Source organism: Enterococcus sp. 3G6_DIV0642, assembly GCF_002140635.1.
Classification (GTDB): domain Bacteria; phylum Bacillota; class Bacilli; order Lactobacillales; family Enterococcaceae; genus Enterococcus_D; species Enterococcus_D casseliflavus.
Genome location: NZ_NGLH01000001.1, coordinates 3,452,019 through 3,473,109 on the forward strand (window position 1 = coordinate 3,452,019; position 21,091 = coordinate 3,473,109).

Below are 21,091 nucleotides of genomic sequence, written 5' to 3' on the forward strand. Positions count from 1 at the left end.
AAGGAATCCCCACCTAGACCAATCAAAAAAAGACTGGCGGCCGCCGTTTAAAAAACAGCTGCTTGCGCCAGTCTAAGAGCCACAAAAATCAGGCTTTTTTCTCAAAGTAATTTCCCGGTACTACCGAGATCGTTTTGGTCTGGGTATCGACATCTTCAACATACAGCAGAGAACTGTAATCGCTGATGGCCCGCTTGCCTTTGAATTTCGTTTCGGCAAAAACCGTAATACCGACTAATTCGGCTTCAAATTCTTCAATCAAGCTCTTCATCCCATTGACCGTGCCGCCGCCTTTCATAAAGTCATCGACCACCAATACTCTAGAGCCGCGCTTTAAGCTGCGTTTGGATAATTCCATTTTTTCGATGCGCTCTGAAGAACCAGAGACATAATTGACACTCACGGTCGAGCCTTCAGTGATCTTGGAATCACGACGCACGATCACGAAGGGAACATTCAAGTAGTAAGAGACTGCTTGAGCGATCGGCACTCCTTTAGTAGCAACGGTCATCACCGCATCGATTTGTTCGCCTAAATATTTGGAAGCGATGATGCGGCCGACCTGGCGCAGCAATTCCGGTTCGCCTAATAAGTCAGATAGATAAACATAGCCGCCAGGCAACAAACGGTCTTGCTCAGACAAGCGTTCTGCCAGCCCTTCGACGTACGCATACGCTTCTTCTTCAGAAATTTCAGGCACAAAAAAAACACCGCCAGCAGCGCCTGGCACGGTATCAAGAATGCCTGTTCCTCGTTCTTTAAAGGTCTTTTTGATAATAGATAAATCTTCGCTAATCGATGATTTTGCAGAAGCATATCGTTTAGAAAAGAAGGACAATGAAATCAATTCATGGGGATGATTCAACAAGTAATGTGTCATATCGATCAGTCGTTCACTTCGACGTATTTTCACACCGGACAACTCCTTTAGTTTATTCGCCTTATTATAAGGCTTTTTCGGGATAAATGCGAGCATTATCTAAAATATTGCTTATATTGTTCGGTTTTGATTAGAGTTTAAAAAAAAGAAACGAAAATTCTTCGTTTCTTTTTCATAAAGCCCTTTATTTTAGGCGTTGTTTTCGTTGGACGAGGATCACGATGCGTTTGATCAAATTGATCACTAAGAAAAGAGCGATAAAAACCAGCGTGATCGTCGCTCCCGGTGGTGTGTCCAAATAAAAGGAACTGGTCAAACCAGACATCATCCCAATCATGCCGATCACGACACTGATCAAAATCACGGCATTGAAGCTCTTGCCTAAACGCATACTGATGGCAGCTGGTAAAACCATGATCGCAGAGATCAACAATGCACCCGCAATCGGGATCATCATGGCGATTGCCACCCCCGTCAAGACATTAAAGAGCATCGACATCACTCGCACAGGCAAGCCATCAACATGAGCGGTATCTTCATCAAAGGTCAAAATGTACATGGGCCGTTTGAATAAGAAGAATAAAGCAAAAACGACTAAAAACAAAAAGCCTAAAATCCAGACTTGTTCTTGTGTGATCGTAACGATCGACCCAAACAAATACGATTGGATACTCGTTGCGGAGTTTCCACCGCTAAGGTTCATCAGGACGAGGGCTAACGCTAAGCCGCCAGACATCAAAATGGCGATCGAGATCTCTGAATAACTGCGGTACAGTGTTCGCAAGTATTCCAAAATGATTGCGGCAATGACTACGATCAATAGCGTCGTCAAACTCGGATTTAGATTTAGAAAGAAGCCCAGTGCCACCCCTGCTAAAGAGACATGGGACAGCGTATCAGCCATCAATGACTGTCGCCGAATCACTAGAAAGACCCCCAGCATCGGTGCGATACCAGCAATAAAAATCGCCGCAAGAAAAGCTCTTCTCATGAATTCATATGAAAGCAACGCCATGGTGAATCCTCCTTCCGCACTAAACGGATCTGACGGTCCGCGTATTCTTTGATATCTTCGTGATCATGGGTGATCATCAAAATCGACTTGCCGTGGTCATGAGCATTGTGCCGTAGCAGTTCATAAAACAGATTGCGGGATTGTTCATCCATCCCCGTAGTCGGTTCATCTAAAATAAATAAATCAGGGTCCGTGGCAAAGACCCGTGCCAAGCTGATCCGCTGCTTTTGGCCACCGGACAACTCGCCGATCCGTTTATGACGCACGTCCCACATCCCGACGGCATCTAATGCACGGCGGACATGTTCATGGTCTCGTTTCGTCAAGCGCTTGAACCAGCGATCTCTTGGGTAGCGGCCCGATTGGACCAATTCCAAAACGGTGCTGGGGAACCCGACGTTAAAGGAAGCAATCTGCTGAGGAATGTAGCCGATGCTTAATTTTTCACCAGCAGCATTTTTGGTCGCCAAGGTGACTGCTCCTTTAGAAGGTTTCAACAAACCAAGAGTTGCTTTGATCAAAGTAGATTTTGCCGCCCCATTTTCGCCAGTCAAAATCACGAATTCGCCGTCTTCGACAAAGTAGGAAATGTCTTCCAGGACGGGCTCATCATCATAATAAAAGGTCAAATCTTTTACATCGATATAACGCACGCAGGCGCCTCCTTAGTGAATACTTTTTTGTAATGCTGCCAAATTGTCTTCCATCACAGACAGGTATGTTTCGCCGTTATCCATCTGCTCTTGCGTCAAGCTTTCTAATGGATTCAAGACCGCCAGCTCCACTCCTGTTTCAGAAGCTAAGGTCTCAGCCACCTTCGATGACGCGTTTTCTTCAAAATAGATAACTTTGACTTGTTTTTCTTCTACATATTCTTTCAGCTCAGCCAACCGACTTGGTGTTGGTTCTTGATCGGGTGAAATGCCCGAAATCGATTCTTCGACTAAATCATACTGCCGTGCCAAATAGCCAAAGGCTGCGTGCTGCGTAACGAAGGTTCGTTGGGTCGCATCCTTTAACGCCGCTTGGTAGGCTTCATCTAAAGCAGAAAGCTTTTCGATATAGGCAGCTGCATTTTCCGTGAAAGTTGCCTTTTGCTCAGGAAACTTCGCAATCAAGTCATCGCGGATCGTTTCTACTTCTTGGATCGCTAAGACTGGGTCGGTCCAAACATGAGGATCGTACGTATGATCATGGCCTTCATGGCTGTCTTCGCTTTCGTGATCATGCGCGTCATGATCCTCTTCCTCTGTGCCTTCCACCAACTGAATGTTTTTGGCCGCTTCGATCACGGCTGTTTGCTCAGAATCGACGGAATCCGTCAAACTAGCGACCCAAGTTTCTAGCTCAGGACTATTGTAGACAAAGGCATCTGCATCCATGATTTTGGTCATATCTTTGGCACTTGGCTCATAGTCATGGGGTTCGGTTCCTGCAGGGATCAACAAGGAGACCTCTGCTGCGTCGCCTACGACTTCTTTCGTAAATTCGTACATTGGATAAAACGTCGTGACGATCGACAGCTTCTCGGTGTCACTCGATTGACTTGTCGCTTCTTGCTGCCCACAAGCGCCAAGAAGCACGCCCCCTAAAAGGAGTGCTGTAGTAAGTAAGATTTTTTTCATCGGGATTTCCCCTTCCATTTGCTGGCTCTTCTTTTTATTTTAAAACGGAACAACTCCGTTTTGTTAGCAAAAGTTACTCTATCAAATGATTTCCGGTTCGTCAAGACAAATCGTACGTTTTACGATTTAAAACTTTTATTTCGAGATAAATCGGAAAACATAGGAGAAAACGTTCATTTGAAGCGGATTCTTCTCTCAGGAACTTAGCCATATTTTACACCATTCGCCATGCGCCCCTGCTGTACCAGCTTGAAAAATTAGAGAGTATGTAGGATAATAACCTAAAAGCACTTGGAGGAAACGAAGATGAACGAATTTGTAACTGTGCCGCCAACTGTAAACAACAGCGACTTGTTGACTCGAATCGTCTTACCAGAAGATCCTGCATCGCAGCAAACCGAAGAAATCCGCAAAACGATCGACAAACCATTGTATGAAGAAGACAAAAAGAAAAAATCCGCAAAGAAGCAGCACCAAAAATAATAGCCTTTGCTTTACGTAAAGAATCAGACCCTGACGCCTTATTTTCGTCGGGGACTTTTTTGTAGGGCAGCTTCTAGATGCTTCCTTCCCCACTTCAGCTGCCTTTTTCTTTACTATTGAAATAGAAGGCATACAAAAAAACACAGGCGAATTCAGCCTGTGTCCTTGACTCATTCATTTCAATGTACGTACAAGATAAACCTCATCGCAGAATCCTTTTAAGGCATTATAGACCCGCTGTGCCCGCGAATATTTTTGACAAAGAGCAAAGACAGTCGGTCCGCTGCCGGTCATCAAGGCAACATCTGCGCCGTATTTCATCATGCGATCTTTGATCTGTTGGACGATCGGATACTTCGGGATCGTGATTGCTTCTAGGCTATTGCCCATGGCAGCGATCATTGCTGGATAATCTTCGGCTAAGACGGCGGCCGACAATGCCGCGATATCTGGATGGTGCAGTTGGTCTAGCTCAACTTCTTGAAAGATTTTCCCCGTTGAAACACTCAAACGAGGTTTAACCAAGATGACCCAACATTGCGGCATCGGCCGCAGCGGCGTCACCAGCTCCCCTTTTCCTGCAATGTGGGAAGTGGTCCCATAAAGACAATAGGGAACATCGGTGCCGACTTCCATACCAATATCGATCAGCTCTGCCATGGAAAGGTCTAAATGCCAGAGGCGAACCATCCCCCGCAGCGCTGCCGCACAATCCGTACTGCCCCCACCTAACCCAGCTGCCACCGGGATATTCTTGGTGATGCGGATACGGATGCCTTTTTTTATGCCGTAGCGTTTTTTTAAGATACTGGCGGCTTGATAGACATTATTGCGTTTGTCGATCGGCAAAAAGGCTTTGTTGGTTTCTATAATGATCTTATCTTCTGCTATCTCTTCCATTATCAGACGGTCGGCTAGATCAACACTAGACATCACCATTTCCAACTCATGGTAGCCGTCTGTTCTTTTCTCTAACACATCGAGACCGAGGTTGATCTTAGCTGGCGCTTTTTCAATAATCTCCATCTTCATTCATCCAATCATCTGATAGTTATTTAGTTCTATCATAGCAGATTCTTATAAGATAGTTGAGTGATTTCTCTTGTTTTTATGATTGTTGCCATTTTGGTTGCCCTTTGGCTTGGTTCCTCGTAAAATAGAAGTACCAACTCAATAGATAAAAGAAAGCGGGGGAACCACATGGCAAATTTGATTCCAAGAGATTTCGCAGGCGGCGAAGAACTATTAGGCAAATTAATGAACAGTTTTTGGCAAGAACGGCAAATGAATACGGACATTAAAGAGTACGAAGACAAGTATCTCGTTCAAGCAGATTTACCCGGCATCAAGAAAGAAAACATCCGCGTCAGTTACGTCAACAACACGCTGACGATTTCAGCGGCTCAAACAGAGACCACGGAAACCGAGGAGGATTTCGGACATTATTTGCGCAAAGAACGCTCTAGCAGTGCCTATCAACGGACCTTCACCATCACAGACATTGATGACGAGTCCATTAAAGCAGTGTTTGAAGACGGCGTTTTGACCCTGACGTTACCAAAAGCCAGCTACAAAGATGCACCCGCAAAAAATATCCCGATCGAATAACCGAGATACCAAAAAGGCAGTCCCTTCAGAGAACGCTCTGGGGGGACTGCCTTTTCCTATTTGCGTGCTTGTCGTCGATACGCCTGTCTTGAGGTCTGTGGTTCTTCTTCAGAAATCTCTTTTTTGACGTACAATTTCAAACTGTAGGGTTCATGGTATTTCACATCATTTTTGATAAAATCACCGCCAGTGATAAATAAACCCACTGGCTCTAAAGGTTGTTTGCCTGTCCATTGGATCGTGCCGACTTTCGTCATCTCCGTGTAGCTAGTACCGATCTGCAATGCGTACTCATTTTCCCCTTGCTGTTTAACAAAATAGTAAGGATACAAGGTGTTTTTCGGGATCGTAAAGCCGTTGGATGACGGTTTGATCGCCAATTCTTCTTGAGCGATCAAGGTCTGCAAATGATTCGCCAATACCAGCTGATAGTCTTCTTCAAAATGGATCACCGCTTTTTCAGTCGTCAAACGATCAATGTCGGTGGTGCTGATGGTTTCTCCTTCAATATTGAAGACTTCGTCTGGTAAAACTTTGACAAAGGCCTGTGTGACATCGAACTTCATATTTTTGTTTAAGAAATAATAGAAGATATTCAGTACCCAGAAGTAGACTAAGACCAAAAAGCCGACCGTATAAAGGATCGCTTGAAAATAGTTTTGGTTCGCAAACATCCCGTAGACGATCCGCAAAATATACGCCGTTGGAATGATACTGAGGATGGTATAGGCACGGTTCAAATATTTAGGACTGATATCGAGATAGCCCAAAAATTTATGGATGCCGTTGATTAAATCTAAAATAAGCGTCATTTTCTCACCTACTCATTTCCTTGATTCTCATCCATGATCCCTTGTGGATCTGGCGTGGTCTCTTCACTTGAAGAAGGTATTTCCTGATTGTTTGCCGGCGTTGACGGAACTGTCGCTCCACTTGAAGGTGTTGTGCTGGCCGGTGTCGAAGAAGACGGTGTCGTTCCCGACGATGCTGGTTCACTGCTGGATGACGGTGTTGTCTGCTGGTCATCGTTCGTCGGTTGTGAGTCCGTGCTAGCAGGTGTCTGATTTTGACTGTCTTCTGTCATCGAAGAGGGTGTGCTTTCACTTGGTGCTTGTTCGGTCGTCTCTGTCGTTTCCGTCGCACGACTTGGTTGGCGGTAGCTGCCTGAATTCACCACGCCGGTGGCAGTGGCAATAATCGTTGATATCGTTAAAAGTGCAATTGGTTTTAAAATAGGCGGGACTTTTCGCATGATTCTCATCCTTTTCTTACCCGATGTTGCCCATTGGCAGCCTCGGTTCCTTCAGCCTCTTCTTACCTTTATAATCGTTTCTGACAAAAGGGTCAAGATTCCAGAGGCTTCTGTCGCAGGATTTAAAAAAAACTAAACATGTAACTGTTTTCACAAAAAAACAACGACGGCAGTTGCCGCCGCTACACAAGGTATTCATAAAACTTTTCAAAGGTCAATCGCAACGTGCCATGGTAATCCCGTAAAAGGGCGGGCAAGGCGATCACTTCTTCATGTGGGATCGGGGCATCGATTTGGATCACCGCTTCCTCCTCATCCAGATAATAAGAACTAAACAGTTCATCATCAGCGACTTCTTCTAGCTGATTGGTCAGCTCCTCATAAAACTTTTCTACGATCGGTTCTGCCAACTCATCAAAGACTGGCTGCAAGGCTGCTTCTACAGCTGGAAACGGCTGCGCGAGTAATTGCTGTCCGCTGAGGGAATGGCGGGTATTCTCATAGGTCAAATAAAGCAGGTCGAAATAATCCTCTTCTTCCCCGATCGCTTCTAGCGTCAAAAGGGCTTTTTCTACCAATGAAACCAAGGCCGAGGATACCTCCTGATGCATCACCGCATCAACTTTTTCAAATAATTGCTGTTTCTCGATGACAAATGTTTCTTCCATAAAAGTGAATTCCGCTTTTTCAAAGCAAAGGGGGGTATCAGAGATAAATAGTTGGATCGTTGCCATGGCGTTGCCTTCTTTCTTTTTCAAGCTGCGGACAAACAGATGATTTGTCAACAGCGAAAATCTTCGTTAGCATAAATAATAGCAGGTGAACAAATTGTTCATCAAGTAATAAGGAGGAGATCGAATGAGTAAAGTTGCTGTTATTGTCACTGATCTAGTTGAAGATGTTGAGTTGACGTCACCAAAAGAAGCACTGGAAGCGGCTGGACACGAAGTAGTCGTTATTAGTAATGAAGGCGCCGAGACCGTCGAAGGCAAACAAGGTGGAACATTTACCGTCGATGCGACCATCGATACGATCGATCCTGCAAGTTTTGATGCTTTGTTGATCCCAGGCGGTTTCTCCCCTGACCAATTACGGACCGATGAGCGCTATGTGTCATTGACGAAAGACTTTTTGACATCTGATCGTCCCGTCTTTGCCATTTGCCACGGCCCACAACTGTTTATCCAAACAGGACTGACAAAAGATTTGACCTTGACGGCTTATGATTCTGTGCGACCAGATTTAGCCTACGCAGGTGCCACCGTCAAAGATGAGCCCGTCGTGATCGACGAAACCTATCGGTTGATCACCAGCCGAAACCCAGATGATCTAGATGCCTTCAATCAAGCCATTACCGAGGCATTGAATTAACCACGAATAAGACTTGGTTTCTTAGAGAAAAAAAGCCGCCAGTTGCAGCGTTCGATCCTTCGTATCGATCGAGCTGCAGCTGAGCGGTTTTTTCTTGCGTAGCTTTTCAGTTTTCAGTGAATGGCTCTTTCCCCGTTACTCGTCAGAGGGCAGCTCAAAACCATCGAAAGTCTCGCCATCATAGTAGCGCAATAATTCTTCCGTCGATAATAAGGAAGACGTCATTTCTTCCTGTGTCTCATTGGCCTCTCGAAGTTGGGCAAGGTAAGCCGCATAGGCTTCTGCCAACTGCCGATAAACAGCTTGCCGCGAAGTTCCTTCCCCTTGGATCGTCGGCAATTCACGGATAAAGGCCCGATAGACGGGGCGGTTTTCCTGCCATTCGATCGGCAACTCAATTACTTGAAGCTGGGCTTCTTCAAACCATCGTTCCATCGCTCTCCCTCATTTCTTTTCTTATTATCGTCAAGTTAGCAGCAAAGGTCAATCCGTGAGCAAAAAAACACAGAACAAGCGTTGAAAGAAATTGCCACATCCGCAAAAGCTCGCTTGTTGGGCTAGCTTTTACGAATGCGGCAATTTATCTGCTTGTTCTGTGTGTTACTCGTTTTTATGCGGCAACATACGCATATTTTTCAATGTTTTGTCGGATCGTTTCAATCATGTCTTCATCTTGTAAGCCAGTGATTTCTGCAATGACTTCCGGTAGTGATTTTTCATCCAAAAGTGCTTGCAATTGTTGGCTTTGCTCATCTTCAGGGTCTTTGTAGTTGAAGATCATGCCAATCGTTTCATAGAGATGATCTGGCTGCATGTTGCGTTTTTCTAACTCAAGGACTGGTCGGATAAAGCGTTCTTCAGTTCCTAATTTGCGGACAGGTGTCCGTGCCACCCGTGTGATAGCATCGGAAATGTGCTTGTTTTTAAAGCGTTGGATGATTTTTTCGATATACCGTTCATGTTCTTCGGGATCAAAGGCCCACTTCTCAATTAAAAGCCGCCCAGTTTCTTCGAGAACGGATTTTAATTGGATAACCACTAAATGGTCCTGCATCGCTTCATCGATCGTCTGATAGCCTTGGAGGGCGCCTGTGTACGCTACCGTAGCATGACCCGTATTGACACTGAATAATTTCCGTTCAATGTACGGTTCCAGGTCCGCCACATAATGGACCCCTTGCAGATGGATCGAGGATTTCATCCCTGACTCTTGGATCACCCATTCGCAAAAAGGTTCTACTTGAACGAATAAGGGATCTTCATGATGTTGCAGCGGTACGATGCGGTCCACCGCTGCATCTGGAAAACCAACCGTCGCTTCTAACGCGGACCAATCCGCAACGTATTTTTGCACTTCGCTTTTTAAAAAGGTCGATCCGCCGATCATGTTCTCACAGGCGATCACATCAATGGCTGGCTTGTCTGGGTGTTGCTGACGTGCTTCTAAGCCTTTGGCGATCAGCTCAGCGATATGCGGCAAAATGTTGGGACCAATGGCGGTCGTAAGGATGTCTGCCTCGGCGATCGCTTGGATCACCGCTTCTGGTTCTTTGGCATTGTTCAATCCTGTCACATGCTCGATGTGGATCTGTTCTTGGGTCTCATCGGCTAATTCGATGGTATACCCTTGTCTTGCTTTTAAGGCGTCAATGAGCGTTTCATTGACATCAATAAATGTGATTTCAAAGTTGTTGGCAGCCAATATCTCGCCGATAAAGCCGCGACCAATATTACCTGCACCAAAGTGAACTGCCTTCATGTCTTGTCTCCTCCTTAAATCCTTATGCCACGGTCAAGCTTTGGGCGATTTCTTCTTTATCTAAGGCATCCGCCAATTCGACAACGTTATCGATATCACTGCAAAAGAGGGCGATTTGTTGGACCAATTGCAGATGATCTTCCCCTTTGCCCGCAATGCCGAAAAGGACGGTGACGATTTTTTCTTCGTCCGCGGTACCGAAATTCACGCCATCCGGTACTTGCACGATACAGATACCTGATTTTTTGACGTATTTTTTGGCTTCATCCGTGCCGTGAGGAATCGCAATAAAGTTCCCCATATAGACTGAGAGCATCTCGTCACGCTCAAGCATGGCTTCGACGTATTCTTTTTCCACACAGCCTGCCGCCAGCAATTTTTCGCCGCAGTAACGAATGGCTTCTTCTTTGGTCGCAAATTGTTTGTTCAATTCAATCATGTCTTTTTCTAATACTTGCATTCGGCTCATCCTTTCTTAATTCGCTGCTTTGATCGATGCCACGATCCGTTGATAGTTCGTCGTTCCCATCAAATTATTGACAGATAGGTGGATCGCTTCTGGCGCTGACGATTGCGCTTGCGGCGTTAGGGCTTCTTTGGTGATCACCAGTGAAGAGGCGTTGGCATGGAGATCATTGATATGGCTTTTTCTGATCGGCATCGTCAGAGCTTCTTTGGCTAAAAGATCTTGGAAGACTTTCTGAGCCATCGTTGCCGAACCTTTGCGATCATCGTGGGCCAAAATGATTTCGCTGACTTGCTTAAGGTCATTGGCGGAAGGAACATCTACCTGGTTGCCTGCTTCAGACTTTTTTGCTGACTCCCCCGTTGTCTTAGTCCCTGACAATGTGGCTACGATTTCATCGTACCGTGGAGAGTTCAGGAAATTTTCAACCGCGACAAAGGTCGCATTTGGCGCTTTTTGTTTGGCACGTTCTTGCAATTCTTCTTGAGTGACAATCAGCGTATTGGCATCGTCCGTTAAATTGTTGATGGCGGAATTAGAAACATTTTGTGGAAGACCCGCTTCTTTGACTTTTTTCCGTAAGATCGATGCCCCCATAGCACTGGAGCCCATGCCTGCATCACATGCGAAGATGATACGATTGATGCCAGTCATTGGTTGAGCCGCCAAGCCTTTTGAGCTGAGTTTTGCTGCTTGCGTTTGTTGTACTTTTTCTTCAAAATTATCCACCGTATCCTTCGCATCTGCTTTCAAGATCGCGGCAGCGACGATAAAGGATACGCCTGCTCCTACGGCAATTCCCGCTAAGACAGAAACGACACTCATCACCGAGTTGAATGGCGTCATTGCTAAGATCGCAATGATCGAACCTGGTGAAGCAGGTGCCCGTAAGCCTGCACCTAGTAATTGGAAGGTAAAGCTTCCTGATACACCGCCGGCAATCACTGCTAAGAACATCAATGGTTTCATCATGACGTATGGGAAGTAGATCTCATGGATCCCACCGATAAAGTGAATGATGATCGCTCCAGGTGCCGAAGATTTCGCTGCTCCTTTTCCGAAGAAAGTGAAGGCTAGCAAGACTCCTAAACCAGGTCCAGGATTGGCTTCTAATAAGTAAAGGATCGATTTCCCAAATTCGCTGACTTGCTCAGTGCCTAGTGGTGTCAAAATTCCATGGTTGATAGCATTGTTTAAGAATAAGATTTTTGCTGGTTCAATAAAGATATTGGCTAATGGAATCAAGTGGGCATTGACGATTACTTCGACCCCTGCTGCCATTGCTTCTGTCAAGGTGTTAACAACTGGCCCGATTGCTACAAAGCCCAGTAATGCTAAAGCAAAACCGATCAAACCTGATGAAAAGTTGTTGACCAACATTTCAAAGCCAGCGCGAACTTTGTCTTGGAAGATCTCGTCAAATTTCTTGATGACCCAACCGCCTAAAGGACCCATGATCATTGCACCCAATAGCATTGGGATATCCGTTCCGACGATGACCCCCATCGTTGCGATCGCCCCAACCACGGCTCCGCGGTCACCAGCAATCACTTTCCCGCCAGTATACCCGATCAAGATTGGGATCAAATACGTTAGCATTGGACCGACCATCGTTGCAAAGGCTTCATTTGGTAAATACCCATCTGGAATAAATAATGCCGTTAATACACCCCATGCAATCAATGCGCCGATATTCGGCATCACCATACTCGACAACGTACTGCCTAATTTTTGAACTTTTGCTTTGACTGATGATTTGGCTGCTTTTTGTGTCTGTTCCATTTTTTTCTCTCCTCTCGTCTGCTTACACCCTTATTGTAGGCGCTTCCCAAAAAGCTCGAAAGTCGTACTTTGGCACAAAAAACTGTGCCAAAACTTGTAGCCAAACAGACAGAACAAAAAAGGCGAGCAGCCCCTGCACTCGCTTATTTTTGTTATGTTTCACGTGGAGCATTTTTTTGGATTTTGCCAAAACAAAAAAAAACGTGTACCCGCTCCTTCTACACAAGGTAGAAAGAGCAAGTACACGGAGGCAGCTCATTCATTTATTTCGTTCGCTGCTCTTGTTGCAAGCCAGTCTGATGCTGATTGCTTATTCTTCTGCCAGCAAAATCTGTTGGATCTCTTCAACCGATTCGGCATCACTAAGCGCCCGAACATTCTGCATATCAGAACAAAAAAAGGCGATTTCTTGCAAAACAGCTAATTGCTGCTCTTTTAGGACGACTACGAAAAGGATCGTAGCGATTTTGGGCTGCTCCTTCGTGCCGAAGTCAACGCCATCAGGCACTTGGATCAAAAAGAGTCCTTCTTCCTTGATCCATTGCTGGGCTTCTTCTTCCGCATGGGGCAATGCCACAAAGTTGCCGATGTAAACACCTGTTTTTTGATGGCGACGCAAAAGGCTTTTGACATAGGGCAAGGAAACAATCTCCTGGTTGACTAAGTACTCGCCAATTTTTGTCAGGGCCTCTGTGGCATCGGTAAAGTGTTGATCCAACAAAATCCGCTCCTGTGGAATATACATCGCTGATCCCTCCTATTGTTTTACTTCTTCAATCAAGAGCGAAGAGAGCAACTGATAAATAATCGAATCATTGCCCGAATTAAAAATCTCCGTATTTAGATCATTCATAATGATCGAACCACTGATTTTTCCTAACATCTGAGAGCTTGTTTCATTGATAGGATACGGCGCAAGCATGACTAATAAACGGGTAACAGCGATTTCTTTTTTATCCATCGCTAAAAGGGGCAAAGGTTGTTTCAAGTCGAAAATACGAAAAACTGGTTGCAGGATCGCCGAGCTCGCCGCGTGAAACAAGGCAAAGTGAGTGTCAGGAATGCCCACTGGCGCTTGGAAGTAGCGCCGTAAGAGACGATCAACGACTTTCTCACGATCCAAAACAACATGTTCATCAAAAGACGTCAGCACCAGCTGCAACGTTTCTTCCAAGTCCGCTGGGTTATCAATGGCCTGCACTTGAAACAGCGCCAATAGCTGGTTAATGGCTTCGATAAAAGCCAAGACCGCTTCATAGGATTCCTCTTTGACCAAAGCAGAGGGTGCTTTTTTGGCGGAACGTTTTTTCTGACTAATGGCTTGGAAGGCCTTCTTCAACTCTTGAATGTCTTCTTCTAGCAGGATCGGTGAAACGAGTTTGTACTCTCCTTGATACCCTGGCAGCAATGAAGTCGAGATCACCAAGTCATAGGTCTCCTCGATATTTTCCCGTTTGACATCCCCCACTCGAAAGAAGGTGATTTGATTGATAAAGGGAAAATGTTTCCGCAGCTGCATCTCTAATAAACTGATGGAGGCTAATCCGCTAGGAGAGATCCCTGCAATATTGACTTCTAACACTTTCGGATTTTTTTCCAACGAATTGGCAAAATGCAGGACCATATAGGCGATTTCTTCTTCCGAGAACTGCTGCTGCGGAAAGACCTGCGGCAGATGATTGCGAATCCCGCTGGCGATCTCGACATACTGGTTCATGATTTTTTCTAGGATAGGGTTGTTCAAATGATCTTCTTCTAAAATAGCCCGCGTCATCACTCCTGAGATATGGGTCAGCAGCATTTTATACAAGTTCGTATCTTCATAAAACGCCACTTCCGTTTGCTCACTGACCAATTCGATCAAGCGTTTCACGCGATAAGCCAAGTCAGTATCAAAATTGTCATCAAAAAAATCACGATCAAAGGAATTGGCAAAATCACCTAGTAACACGGCAAAAAAGACGATTTCGTTGATGGAATAAAGCAGTTTGGTCTTTTCGGCGATCTGAGCAAAAATCTTTTTCGCCACCTTCAGCAAGTCTTTGTTGATCTGACTCGGGTACGTCTCTTCTTCCACCGTATAGCCCAAAGCTACCCGATCCATGGCTAGCGCCAGCATCAAGACGATAAAGGCTAATTTGCGGTCACTAAGTTCCTTGAACTGCGGTTCGATGGTTTCCCGAATCAACCGCTGGGCTAGCAATAGATGGTCGCGGGACAGAAATTGAAAAATAAACGGGGCTTCATCATCGGTTTCCAGTAAATGGAAAAATTGGTATTCATTGATCTCCATCACTAGTGTATTGGCTGTGATCAACCGCCGATACTTTTCGGAGCCTTCGATCTCATACCCTTGATTGCGCACGATCCTTAACGGCAGCCGTGCGAGACTTTCTTCTAGTTGTTTGATATCTGAAAAAAACGTCGTATTGCTGATTTGGTAGCGATCCAAGAAGAAATGACTAGATACAGGCTTCGTGGCGGTAGTCAGTTGCAGCAAAATACGATGTTGTCGCTCACTAGCCGCGAATTCTTGATCGGTATCTGCCATAATGGCTTCTTGCAATTGGCGAATGCTCGTTTCTGATGCAAAAATTTGGAAATGACCACGACCGACCTTCTCTAAGGTAGCTCCTACTGTTTCCAGCGATTTTTCTAGATTAGCCAGTTCACGGTACACCGTTCGTTTACTGACTTTTAAGACTTGCATCATGCGATCTAAAGAAACTGGACCGGTACTGTTCATCAATTCCGTTAATAAAAGTGTTTCACGATTGGTCAAAAACATAGTCGACTCCTTCTGTCAGTAAATGACGATACGCATCTGCCGTCAATAAATCATCCACCACCAGTAAAGGAACATCTGGGATCGGGCACTTTTCTGCAAGTTCTTTCGGGAGGATATAGACTGCCGTAGGGTCAAGAGCTTGTCCTTCATACGCCATTTTTTTGATGGTCAAAGACAGCGCTTGTTGGCGGGCCATTTTGCTTAGTATCTCCACTGCCATCGTTTGTGAACCGCGTTTTTTTCCAGTATACAAAAAGATGATCGTTGAAACTCCTAGCGAACTTGCTGCCTCGGTTTGCAGCGATTTTTGCGGATCCTGTTCTCTTCTTTGTAATTCTTTAATCAGCGGGGCATACTCATCAGCCGCCAAAAAATTATCTAACACATAATGCTGTGCGTGTGGTGTCTGCTTTTGGGCAATAGCTGCTAATTCCCGTTGGGTGATCACCAAAAGCGCGGGATCATCGATCACACGATAAATCGATTGATAGCGGACAGGAAACGTTAGCTGGGCTTCTTGTAACTGTTTTTTTAGTATGCTGGCACCAATCGCACTGGACCCCATCCCTGCGTCACAGGCCACGACGATCTCCGTGACTTTCTTCATTTTCGGCATCTTACGCTCCTCATTTTCTGTATTGGACTTCCGTTTTAACAGCACACTAGCGATCGCAAACGATACGACCGTACTGACGACAATCCCAGCTAAGACACCTAGGATCATAGACGGCGGTGTATTGAGTAAAATCGCTAAGATCGAGCCCGGAGACGCAGGCGCTCTTAAGCCTACCCCTAAAAATTGGAAGATCAGCGTGCCACTGAAACCACCAACGATCGGACCGAGCAACACCCAAGGATCGAGCAGAACAAACGGGAAATACACTTCATGAATCCCACCAATAGCCTGCACAAAAACGGATGCTGCGGCATTCGTTCGGTTTCGCTTTGAACCAAAAAAAAGATACGCCGCTAAGACCCCTAATCCTGGACCGGGGTTGGCCTCGATCAAAAATAAAACCGACTGACCATTGAGTGCCGCTGCTTCGATCCCTAGCGGTGTAAATAGACCATGGTTGACAATATTATTGAAAAACAAAACCTTCAATGGTTCTACAATGATATGAATAAAGGGCAAAACGTTTTGCTGAACAAAATAATCAACCAGCTGATAGCTGCCGAGACTGAACCAATTAAAAAGCGGCGCCAATAGGAAGTAACTGCCTAAAAAAAGGAGTCCGCCAAACGCACCTGCAATAAAATTGCGCACCAGCATCTCATAGCCACTTTTGACTTTGCTCACGATCGAATCACTGCGGTACAATAGCCAGCCCGCTAGCGGTCCCAGCAGCATCGCCCCAAAGACCTGGGGAATATCCGTTGCGAGAATAGCCCCTAAGACCGCCACTGCTCCTACGACCCCACCTCGTTCAGGCGCCAACATCTGCCCACCTGTATAGGCGATCATGAGGGGCAGCAGCACAGTCAAGACCCCTTGTTCCATTTGCTGGATCACTTGTTGATCGACTGAGAAAAAAGGCAGCAGGAATGAAATCAGCATCCACGCAATAAAAATACTTAAATTCGGCATCATCATGCGAGAAAGATAATTCGTATAAAACTTAACCGTTATCATTTTTTCTCTGGAAGACGAGGTCTTGTTCATTTTATCCGCTTCCTTTCTCTTCTCTATTATAAGATGTTCTGGCAAGACTGAAAACAAAAAAAGCATACGTTTTTTAAAACAGAAATCAAAAAAAGCTGACGTAAAACGCCAGCTTTTGAAATAGCTTCAATTGATTTAGTTTACGCGTACCGCGAAATCTGGTGAGTAATAAGAGTAACTGCTAACAGAAACATTTTGACCTGGTGTTGGTGCATGAACGTATTGTCCGTTACCCATAGCGATCGCCACGTGGTGTGTGCTTCCGCGGCTACCCCAGAATAACAAGTCACCAGCTTTTGCTTCATTGATCGAGATCACCGTACCAGAAAATTCTTGTGCGTAAGTTACCCGTGGTAATGAGATCCCAACTTTAGCAAATACATATTGTGTAAAGCCAGAACAGTCAAAGCCGTCTGGTGTCGTCCCACCCCATACATAAGGAGTACCAATGTATTTCATTGCTTCTGCTACGATTGCTGAACCGTTGACCGTTTGTGCGGGTGCAGGAGTATTGCTTGCACCATTGCCGCTATTGTTCGATCCTTGGTTGTTATTGCTATTGTTATTGTTGGCAGGAGTCGATGGTGTCGTATTTGTTGAACCGCCACCTTGTGATGAACTGCCTTGCGTAGTATCAGTCGTCGTACTAGAATTTGTTGTTGAGTTTGATGTCGTTGAATTCGACGTTGAAGACTCGCTTGATGCTGCTTCCTGAGTAGCTGCTTCAGCTGCTGCCGCTTCTTGTGCTGCTTGTTCACGAGCTGCTGCCGCCGCCGCTTCTTCTGCAGCGATGCGTGCTTGTTCTGCTTCATATTCTTCTTTTTGTTTTTCTAAATCAGCTTTTTCATCTTCTTTAGATGCTTGTTGAACAGCCAATTCCGCTTGTAAAACATTTAAATCGGCTTGTTTGGCTTGTAGATCCCCTAATTGTGTTTCTAATTCAAATTGGTTCGCTGCGATTTCTGCCAATTTATCGTCGTTTTCCGCTTTTTTCGCTTCAACTGCTTCTTGGTCTGCCTTTTGTTGATCCACAAGATCTTTGTTAGCATTGACGATCGTCGTCATTGCTTGCACACGGCCAATAGCATCTGTTAAAGAGTCAGCTTCTAATACTGCATCAATAAAGTTCGTGCTTTGACCATTGACTTGAACGTCACGGGCTTGTTTTTGGATCGCTTCTTCACGCTTTTCGATTCTGACTTTCAAATCAGCAATTTCTTGCTTCAACTTTTCAGAATCCGCACGCAAATCACCTTGTTGTTGCAACAAAGTTTGGGCTTTTTCATTGATTGCAGCCACGTCGCTTTCAAGTGCTACTACTTGTGACTGGATGCTCGCTTGCTGTTTTTGCAAGTCAGAGATCTCTTTATTTTTTTCTTCAATTTTATTGTCAAAATCTGATGCAAAGACAAGTGTCGGTGCTGCTGCAGAAGTAAGAACAATTGAACTTACTAACAATAAAGATAAAATTCGCTTTTTCACTCTTCATTCCTCCGGCTGTTGCTTCCCCTAATATGGTTTTTTTATGTATAAATGCTTAAGAATACCTAAAGTCCTTCACGATAGTGTGATTGTAACACAGCCGTATGTCAGAGAGATAAAAGGAATATTACAAAAACATTTCAATCGCTGTTATTTTTATACAGTCAAACGCAAAAAAAATGAAGCTATTCGTCTTTGAATAGCTTCATGAATGGAACGACTAAAAGGATAAACAAAAGGATGTTCAATAAAAGCGTAGGTGCTAGAAAGCGGGAAACAAAGAATGACGTGCTAACTGAGGCGATCTTAAATAGCAACTGGACGCCCAACGTCACAACTTCTAAGCTTGTAACAAAGATGATCATTCCGAAAAACATGGTAAATACATTTTGATAAAGCGTATTTTTCAAAATATACATGATCCACACGATCAAGGGAAACGCCACCGTGTAGATGCCGATCACACCGACATAATACACGTCATAGAGGCAGCCGATCACAAGCGCCGTTGTGATCAAAAAGTTTTTCGGCAAATACTTCGCGCCACATAAAAGGGCGATCAATAAAAGATGCGCACTGGCGATATAATTGTCTTGGGTCCATTTTTCTAAAAAACGCGTCAGTTGTCCATCTGCCAACATCATCAAAAAGAAGACGCCCGCTGCCAGGTATTTGATGTAGTCATGCTTTTTCATGGCTATTCCTCACCTGCCAAGCGTTTGATAATCGTTACTGCTTGAATATCATACATTTGGGCATACGGTTTTACAAATACTTGGGTATCAAGACCAAACTCATCTTTGGTGGTACGGATCACTGTTCCGATCGCTAAGTCGGCAGGCGAGTTTCCTCCTAATCCAGAGGTCTGCACGACATCGCCTTCCTTCAGCTCATTGTCCCCTGTCAACTGGGTAATGACCAAGGAACGTTCTTTTTGATCGTAACTACTTAGAATCCCAAAGTTTGACCCATCTTCGCCGCTGATCCGAACCGGATAGTGGTTGGAATTCTGGTTTTCAGAAGTCAAAAGTTCAATTTTAGAAGAAGCCGCATTGACCTCAATGACACGACCAATCAAGCCTTTTTGCGACATGACTGCCATGTTGACCTCAACACCGTCTCTTGAGCCTCGATCCACGATCAGCATATCTTGCCAAGTATCAGGTGACCGATTGATGACATTGGCGGAGATCCGTTCATAATTCGTCAAGGTCGCATTCAGCTCTAGCTCTTCTTTCAAGGCATCGATTTCTCTTTGCGCATTGTCCTTCGCTTGTTCCAATTCATCAAAACTGTCCAATTTCTCTTTTAAACGTTCATTTTCTTCATACGTCACAAACAAGTTTTTGACTGAATTCGCACCATTTTCGATCCAACGAAAAGGCGCTGTAATCACTTTATCGATAAAGCCAACGGAGTCATTGACCGTTGATTGCACAACATTGGTGGAGTTTCCCGCAGCTCGGCGGGCGATCGTCACGCTTAATACGGTGACAACTAAAATCACAATAATCAATGTGATGATAATATTTTTATTAGGATTAAACTTTTTCACAAAGACACCTCAAATAATTCCAAACTGTAGTTCCAATTTTACCATTAATACCCTGCAAACAAAAGCTAAGTTGACCGTCTTAATGTTTTTTTTGTAATTATGTTTTTGAAATTTTCAACAAAAAAAAGAGACGTTCCGTCTCTTAATCACAACTTTGAATGACTGCTATCATCCCGCTGCTAAAGGAAAAACCTGCTGTTTGTGTCAGAAATTCATTGCTGGCATAAGAAGTTGGGTACGGCACTTGGACGTTTTCTAATAAATACTTGCTACCTGTCAACGTCAAATCTGTTACCGGCGTCAAACAGCAATACGCCAAATACTGCATCTCGGGTTCTTTTTCCAATTGATAGGTGCCTGGTAAAAAGAACTGAACGACATTTTGACGATCTAAAAAACGCAGATTTGGGGCAAATGGACGAAACCGATCTTCTAAGGGCAGCCATAGATTGGCTAAAAGATGGTCGAGACGCCCTCCTGTTGCACCAATCAAGTCGATTTGCGCTTCTGGATAGCGACGCAACGTCTCCACCAATGCCAATTGGGTATCTGTATCATCTTTTTCAGCAGGGGCTTGGATCACTGTGTTGACTTGTTGTTTGACTGCTTGCAGTTCGCCTGCGGTCAAAGAGTCGAAATCACCGATCGCTAGATCGACTGGCCGTTGGTGCTGAAGCAAAAACAGTGCCCCGCGATCAATCCCAATGTATTTGTCATACGTCATCAGCGGTGGCCAATTTTCAGGGCGCCCCCCTGCTGCTAACAAAATCTTCATTTATTGCAAAGCTTCTTTCAAGGCTCTGATCTGTGCTGCAGGTTCATCGGCATCGTAAATATAGCTTCCTGCTACGAAGACATTTGCACCTGCTTCCAAGCAACGTTTGGCTGTCTCAGGAACGATCCCGCCGTCTACCTCGATATCATAATGGTAGCCTTTTTCTTCTTTTAAAGCAGCCAGCGCCGCAATTTTTTCTAGTGATTCTTCAATAAAGGATTGCCCACCAAATCCAGGATTGACCGTCATGACTAACACTTGATCACACATAGATAAAACATGTTCAATGGCTGATACTGGTGTGCCTGGGTTGATGACGATTTCTGCTTTGACATTTTCTGCCACAATCATTTGGATCGCACGATGGATATGAGGTGTTGCTTCCGCGTGGATCCCAATGATATCTGCCCCAGCTTCTGCGAAGGCATGGATATACTTTTCTGGTTCGGTGATCATTAAGTGAACATCCAATGGCAGTTTGGTAACTGGGCGAATCGCTTTAACGATGTTTGGGCCTAAGGTAATATTAGGGACGAAATGACCGTCCATCACGTCTACGTGAATATAATCTGCGCCATGGCGCTCTA

23 protein-coding genes (1 of these 23 running past the window's edge) are annotated in these 21,091 nt (G+C 44.9%); 3 read left to right on the forward strand and 20 right to left on the reverse strand.

Annotated elements, in window-relative coordinates; genetic code table 11:
• Positions 1–88 precede the first annotated feature (88 nt).
• The 4 genes from purR to A5878_RS16685 form a co-directional block, all read right to left on the reverse strand.
• Complete coding sequence (gene purR, locus A5878_RS16670) at positions 89–913, reverse strand: pur operon repressor (protein ID WP_005230273.1); 825 nt, start codon at positions 911–913, stop codon at positions 89–91.
• Positions 914–1,064: 151 nt separating this feature from the next.
• Complete coding sequence (locus tag A5878_RS16675; protein ID WP_005230272.1) at positions 1,065–1,895, reverse strand: metal ABC transporter permease; 831 nt, start codon at positions 1,893–1,895, stop codon at positions 1,065–1,067.
• The gene (locus A5878_RS16680; RefSeq protein ID WP_005232967.1) at positions 1,868–2,548 is read right to left on the reverse strand and encodes a metal ABC transporter ATP-binding protein; all 681 of its coding nucleotides are present in this window, start codon (positions 2,546–2,548) and stop codon (positions 1,868–1,870) included. Before A5878_RS16680 ends, A5878_RS16675 begins: the two co-directional genes overlap by 28 nt.
• A 12-nt stretch (positions 2,549–2,560) precedes the next feature.
• The gene (locus A5878_RS16685; RefSeq protein WP_143353835.1) at positions 2,561–3,520 is read right to left on the reverse strand and encodes a metal ABC transporter substrate-binding protein; all 960 of its coding nucleotides are present in this window, start codon (positions 3,518–3,520) and stop codon (positions 2,561–2,563) included.
• A gap of 306 nt (positions 3,521–3,826) precedes the next feature.
• Here A5878_RS16685 and A5878_RS17580 point away from each other — a divergent pair, with 306 nt between their 5' ends.
• Positions 3,827–4,003, forward strand: a complete 177-nt coding sequence (locus tag A5878_RS17580) for a hypothetical protein (RefSeq protein ID WP_179190653.1) — start codon at positions 3,827–3,829, stop codon at positions 4,001–4,003.
• A 174-nt stretch (positions 4,004–4,177) separates the two neighbouring features.
• Here A5878_RS17580 and ispE read toward each other — a convergent pair whose 3' ends face one another.
• Positions 4,178–5,029 carry a 4-(cytidine 5'-diphospho)-2-C-methyl-D-erythritol kinase gene (gene ispE, locus A5878_RS16690; protein ID WP_034858541.1) on the reverse strand — a complete coding sequence of 284 codons (852 nt, stop codon included), beginning with the start codon at positions 5,027–5,029 and terminating at the stop codon, positions 4,178–4,180.
• A 174-nt stretch (positions 5,030–5,203) separates the two neighbouring features.
• Here ispE and A5878_RS16695 point away from each other — a divergent pair, with 174 nt between their 5' ends.
• Complete coding sequence (locus A5878_RS16695; protein ID WP_005230267.1) at positions 5,204–5,611, forward strand: Hsp20/alpha crystallin family protein; 408 nt, start codon at positions 5,204–5,206, stop codon at positions 5,609–5,611.
• A gap of 56 nt (positions 5,612–5,667) precedes the next feature.
• Here A5878_RS16695 and A5878_RS16700 read toward each other — a convergent pair whose 3' ends face one another.
• The 3 genes from A5878_RS16700 to A5878_RS16715 form a co-directional block, all read right to left on the reverse strand.
• Positions 5,668–6,423, reverse strand: coding sequence for a DUF6681 family protein (locus A5878_RS16700; protein ID WP_005230266.1), 756 nt, complete (start codon positions 6,421–6,423; stop codon positions 5,668–5,670).
• An 8-nt stretch (positions 6,424–6,431) separates the two neighbouring features.
• Positions 6,432–6,863 (reverse strand): hypothetical protein, encoded by a 432-nt coding sequence (locus tag A5878_RS16705; RefSeq protein ID WP_010748855.1) that lies wholly within the window; start codon positions 6,861–6,863, stop codon positions 6,432–6,434.
• A gap of 182 nt (positions 6,864–7,045) precedes the next feature.
• The gene (locus A5878_RS16715; protein WP_010748854.1) at positions 7,046–7,597 is read right to left on the reverse strand and encodes a hypothetical protein; all 552 of its coding nucleotides are present in this window, start codon (positions 7,595–7,597) and stop codon (positions 7,046–7,048) included.
• Positions 7,598–7,721: 124 nt separating this feature from the next.
• Between A5878_RS16715 and A5878_RS16720 the strand changes: the two genes are divergently transcribed.
• Complete coding sequence (locus A5878_RS16720) at positions 7,722–8,234, forward strand: type 1 glutamine amidotransferase domain-containing protein (RefSeq protein ID WP_010748853.1); 513 nt, start codon at positions 7,722–7,724, stop codon at positions 8,232–8,234.
• Positions 8,235–8,369: 135 nt separating this feature from the next.
• Here the strand turns inward: A5878_RS16720 and A5878_RS16725 are convergent, their stop codons facing one another.
• The 12 genes from A5878_RS16725 to rpe all read right to left on the reverse strand — a co-directional run.
• Positions 8,370–8,669: a hypothetical protein gene (locus tag A5878_RS16725; protein ID WP_010748852.1), complete on the reverse strand. Its 300-nt coding sequence runs from the start codon at positions 8,667–8,669 to the stop codon at positions 8,370–8,372.
• Positions 8,670–8,844: 175 nt separating this feature from the next.
• Positions 8,845–9,993: a mannitol-1-phosphate 5-dehydrogenase gene (locus A5878_RS16730; RefSeq protein ID WP_086295790.1), complete on the reverse strand. Its 1,149-nt coding sequence runs from the start codon at positions 9,991–9,993 to the stop codon at positions 8,845–8,847.
• Positions 9,994–10,015: 22 nt separating this feature from the next.
• A complete protein-coding gene (locus A5878_RS16735; protein WP_005230254.1) occupies positions 10,016–10,453 on the reverse strand; it encodes a PTS sugar transporter subunit IIA in 438 nt (145 codons plus the stop codon).
• Positions 10,454–10,468: 15 nt separating this feature from the next.
• On the reverse strand, positions 10,469–12,241 hold the full coding sequence (locus A5878_RS16740) for a PTS mannitol transporter subunit IICBA (RefSeq protein WP_086295791.1): 1,773 nt from the start codon (positions 12,239–12,241) through the stop codon (positions 10,469–10,471).
• 310 nt (positions 12,242–12,551) lie between these two features.
• Positions 12,552–12,986 carry a PTS sugar transporter subunit IIA gene (locus A5878_RS16745; protein WP_005232954.1) on the reverse strand — a complete coding sequence of 145 codons (435 nt, stop codon included), beginning with the start codon at positions 12,984–12,986 and terminating at the stop codon, positions 12,552–12,554.
• 12 nt (positions 12,987–12,998) lie between these two features.
• The gene (locus tag A5878_RS16750) at positions 12,999–15,029 is read right to left on the reverse strand and encodes a BglG family transcription antiterminator (RefSeq protein ID WP_005230244.1); all 2,031 of its coding nucleotides are present in this window, start codon (positions 15,027–15,029) and stop codon (positions 12,999–13,001) included.
• Positions 15,010–16,758, reverse strand: a complete 1,749-nt coding sequence (locus A5878_RS16755) for a PTS mannitol transporter subunit IICB (protein WP_086295792.1) — start codon at positions 16,756–16,758, stop codon at positions 15,010–15,012. The genes A5878_RS16750 and A5878_RS16755 overlap by 20 nt, the downstream gene beginning before the upstream one ends.
• Positions 16,759–16,827: 69 nt before the next feature.
• Positions 16,828–18,174, reverse strand: a complete 1,347-nt coding sequence (locus A5878_RS16760; protein ID WP_086295793.1) for an NlpC/P60 family protein — start codon at positions 18,172–18,174, stop codon at positions 16,828–16,830.
• A gap of 185 nt (positions 18,175–18,359) precedes the next feature.
• Positions 18,360–18,869, reverse strand: coding sequence for a rod shape-determining protein MreD (mreD, locus tag A5878_RS16765; RefSeq protein WP_008381673.1), 510 nt, complete (start codon positions 18,867–18,869; stop codon positions 18,360–18,362).
• Positions 18,870–18,871: 2 nt separating this feature from the next.
• On the reverse strand, positions 18,872–19,729 hold the full coding sequence (gene mreC / locus A5878_RS16770; protein ID WP_010748844.1) for a rod shape-determining protein MreC: 858 nt from the start codon (positions 19,727–19,729) through the stop codon (positions 18,872–18,874).
• A gap of 142 nt (positions 19,730–19,871) precedes the next feature.
• Entirely contained in the window at positions 19,872–20,504 is a 633-nt protein-coding gene (locus A5878_RS16775; RefSeq protein WP_005230235.1) for a thiamine diphosphokinase, read from the reverse strand.
• Positions 20,505–21,091: the 3' portion of a ribulose-phosphate 3-epimerase gene (gene rpe / locus A5878_RS16780; protein WP_086295794.1), read on the reverse strand. It continues 67 nt past the right edge of the window; only the last 587 of its 654 coding nucleotides appear in the window; its start codon lies beyond the right edge, outside the window — the gene reads right to left on this strand; the stop codon is at positions 20,505–20,507.

Coding starts and splice junctions, on each gene's coding strand:
- A5878_RS16685 (WP_143353835.1), bottom strand. CDS start 3,520: ATGAAAAAAATCTTACTTACTACAGCACTCCTTTTAGGGGGCGTGCTT.
- A5878_RS16675 (WP_005230272.1), bottom strand. CDS start 1,895: ATGGCGTTGCTTTCATATGAATTCATGAGAAGAGCTTTTCTTGCGGCG.
- A5878_RS16775 (WP_005230235.1), bottom strand. CDS start 20,504: ATGAAGATTTTGTTAGCAGCAGGGGGGCGCCCTGAAAATTGGCCACCG.
- A5878_RS16705 (WP_010748855.1), bottom strand. CDS start 6,863: ATGCGAAAAGTCCCGCCTATTTTAAAACCAATTGCACTTTTAACGATA.
- A5878_RS16700 (WP_005230266.1), bottom strand. CDS start 6,423: ATGACGCTTATTTTAGATTTAATCAACGGCATCCATAAATTTTTGGGC.
- A5878_RS16695 (WP_005230267.1), top strand. CDS start 5,204: ATGGCAAATTTGATTCCAAGAGATTTCGCAGGCGGCGAAGAACTATTA.
- A5878_RS16730 (WP_086295790.1), bottom strand. CDS start 9,993: ATGAAGGCAGTTCACTTTGGTGCAGGTAATATTGGTCGCGGCTTTATC.
- A5878_RS16715 (WP_010748854.1), bottom strand. CDS start 7,597: ATGGCAACGATCCAACTATTTATCTCTGATACCCCCCTTTGCTTTGAA.
- ispE (WP_034858541.1), bottom strand. CDS start 5,029: ATGGAGATTATTGAAAAAGCGCCAGCTAAGATCAACCTCGGTCTCGAT.
- A5878_RS16725 (WP_010748852.1), bottom strand. CDS start 8,669: ATGGAACGATGGTTTGAAGAAGCCCAGCTTCAAGTAATTGAGTTGCCG.
- A5878_RS16750 (WP_005230244.1), bottom strand. CDS start 15,029: ATGTTTTTGACCAATCGTGAAACACTTTTATTAACGGAATTGATGAAC.
- A5878_RS16755 (WP_086295792.1), bottom strand. CDS start 16,758: ATGCTTTTTTTGTTTTCAGTCTTGCCAGAACATCTTATAATAGAGAAG.
- A5878_RS16735 (WP_005230254.1), bottom strand. CDS start 10,453: ATGCAAGTATTAGAAAAAGACATGATTGAATTGAACAAACAATTTGCG.
- A5878_RS16740 (WP_086295791.1), bottom strand. CDS start 12,241: ATGGAACAGACACAAAAAGCAGCCAAATCATCAGTCAAAGCAAAAGTT.
- A5878_RS17580 (WP_179190653.1), top strand. CDS start 3,827: ATGAACGAATTTGTAACTGTGCCGCCAACTGTAAACAACAGCGACTTG.
- A5878_RS16720 (WP_010748853.1), top strand. CDS start 7,722: ATGAGTAAAGTTGCTGTTATTGTCACTGATCTAGTTGAAGATGTTGAG.
- A5878_RS16745 (WP_005232954.1), bottom strand. CDS start 12,986: ATGTATATTCCACAGGAGCGGATTTTGTTGGATCAACACTTTACCGAT.
- mreD (WP_008381673.1), bottom strand. CDS start 18,869: ATGAAAAAGCATGACTACATCAAATACCTGGCAGCGGGCGTCTTCTTT.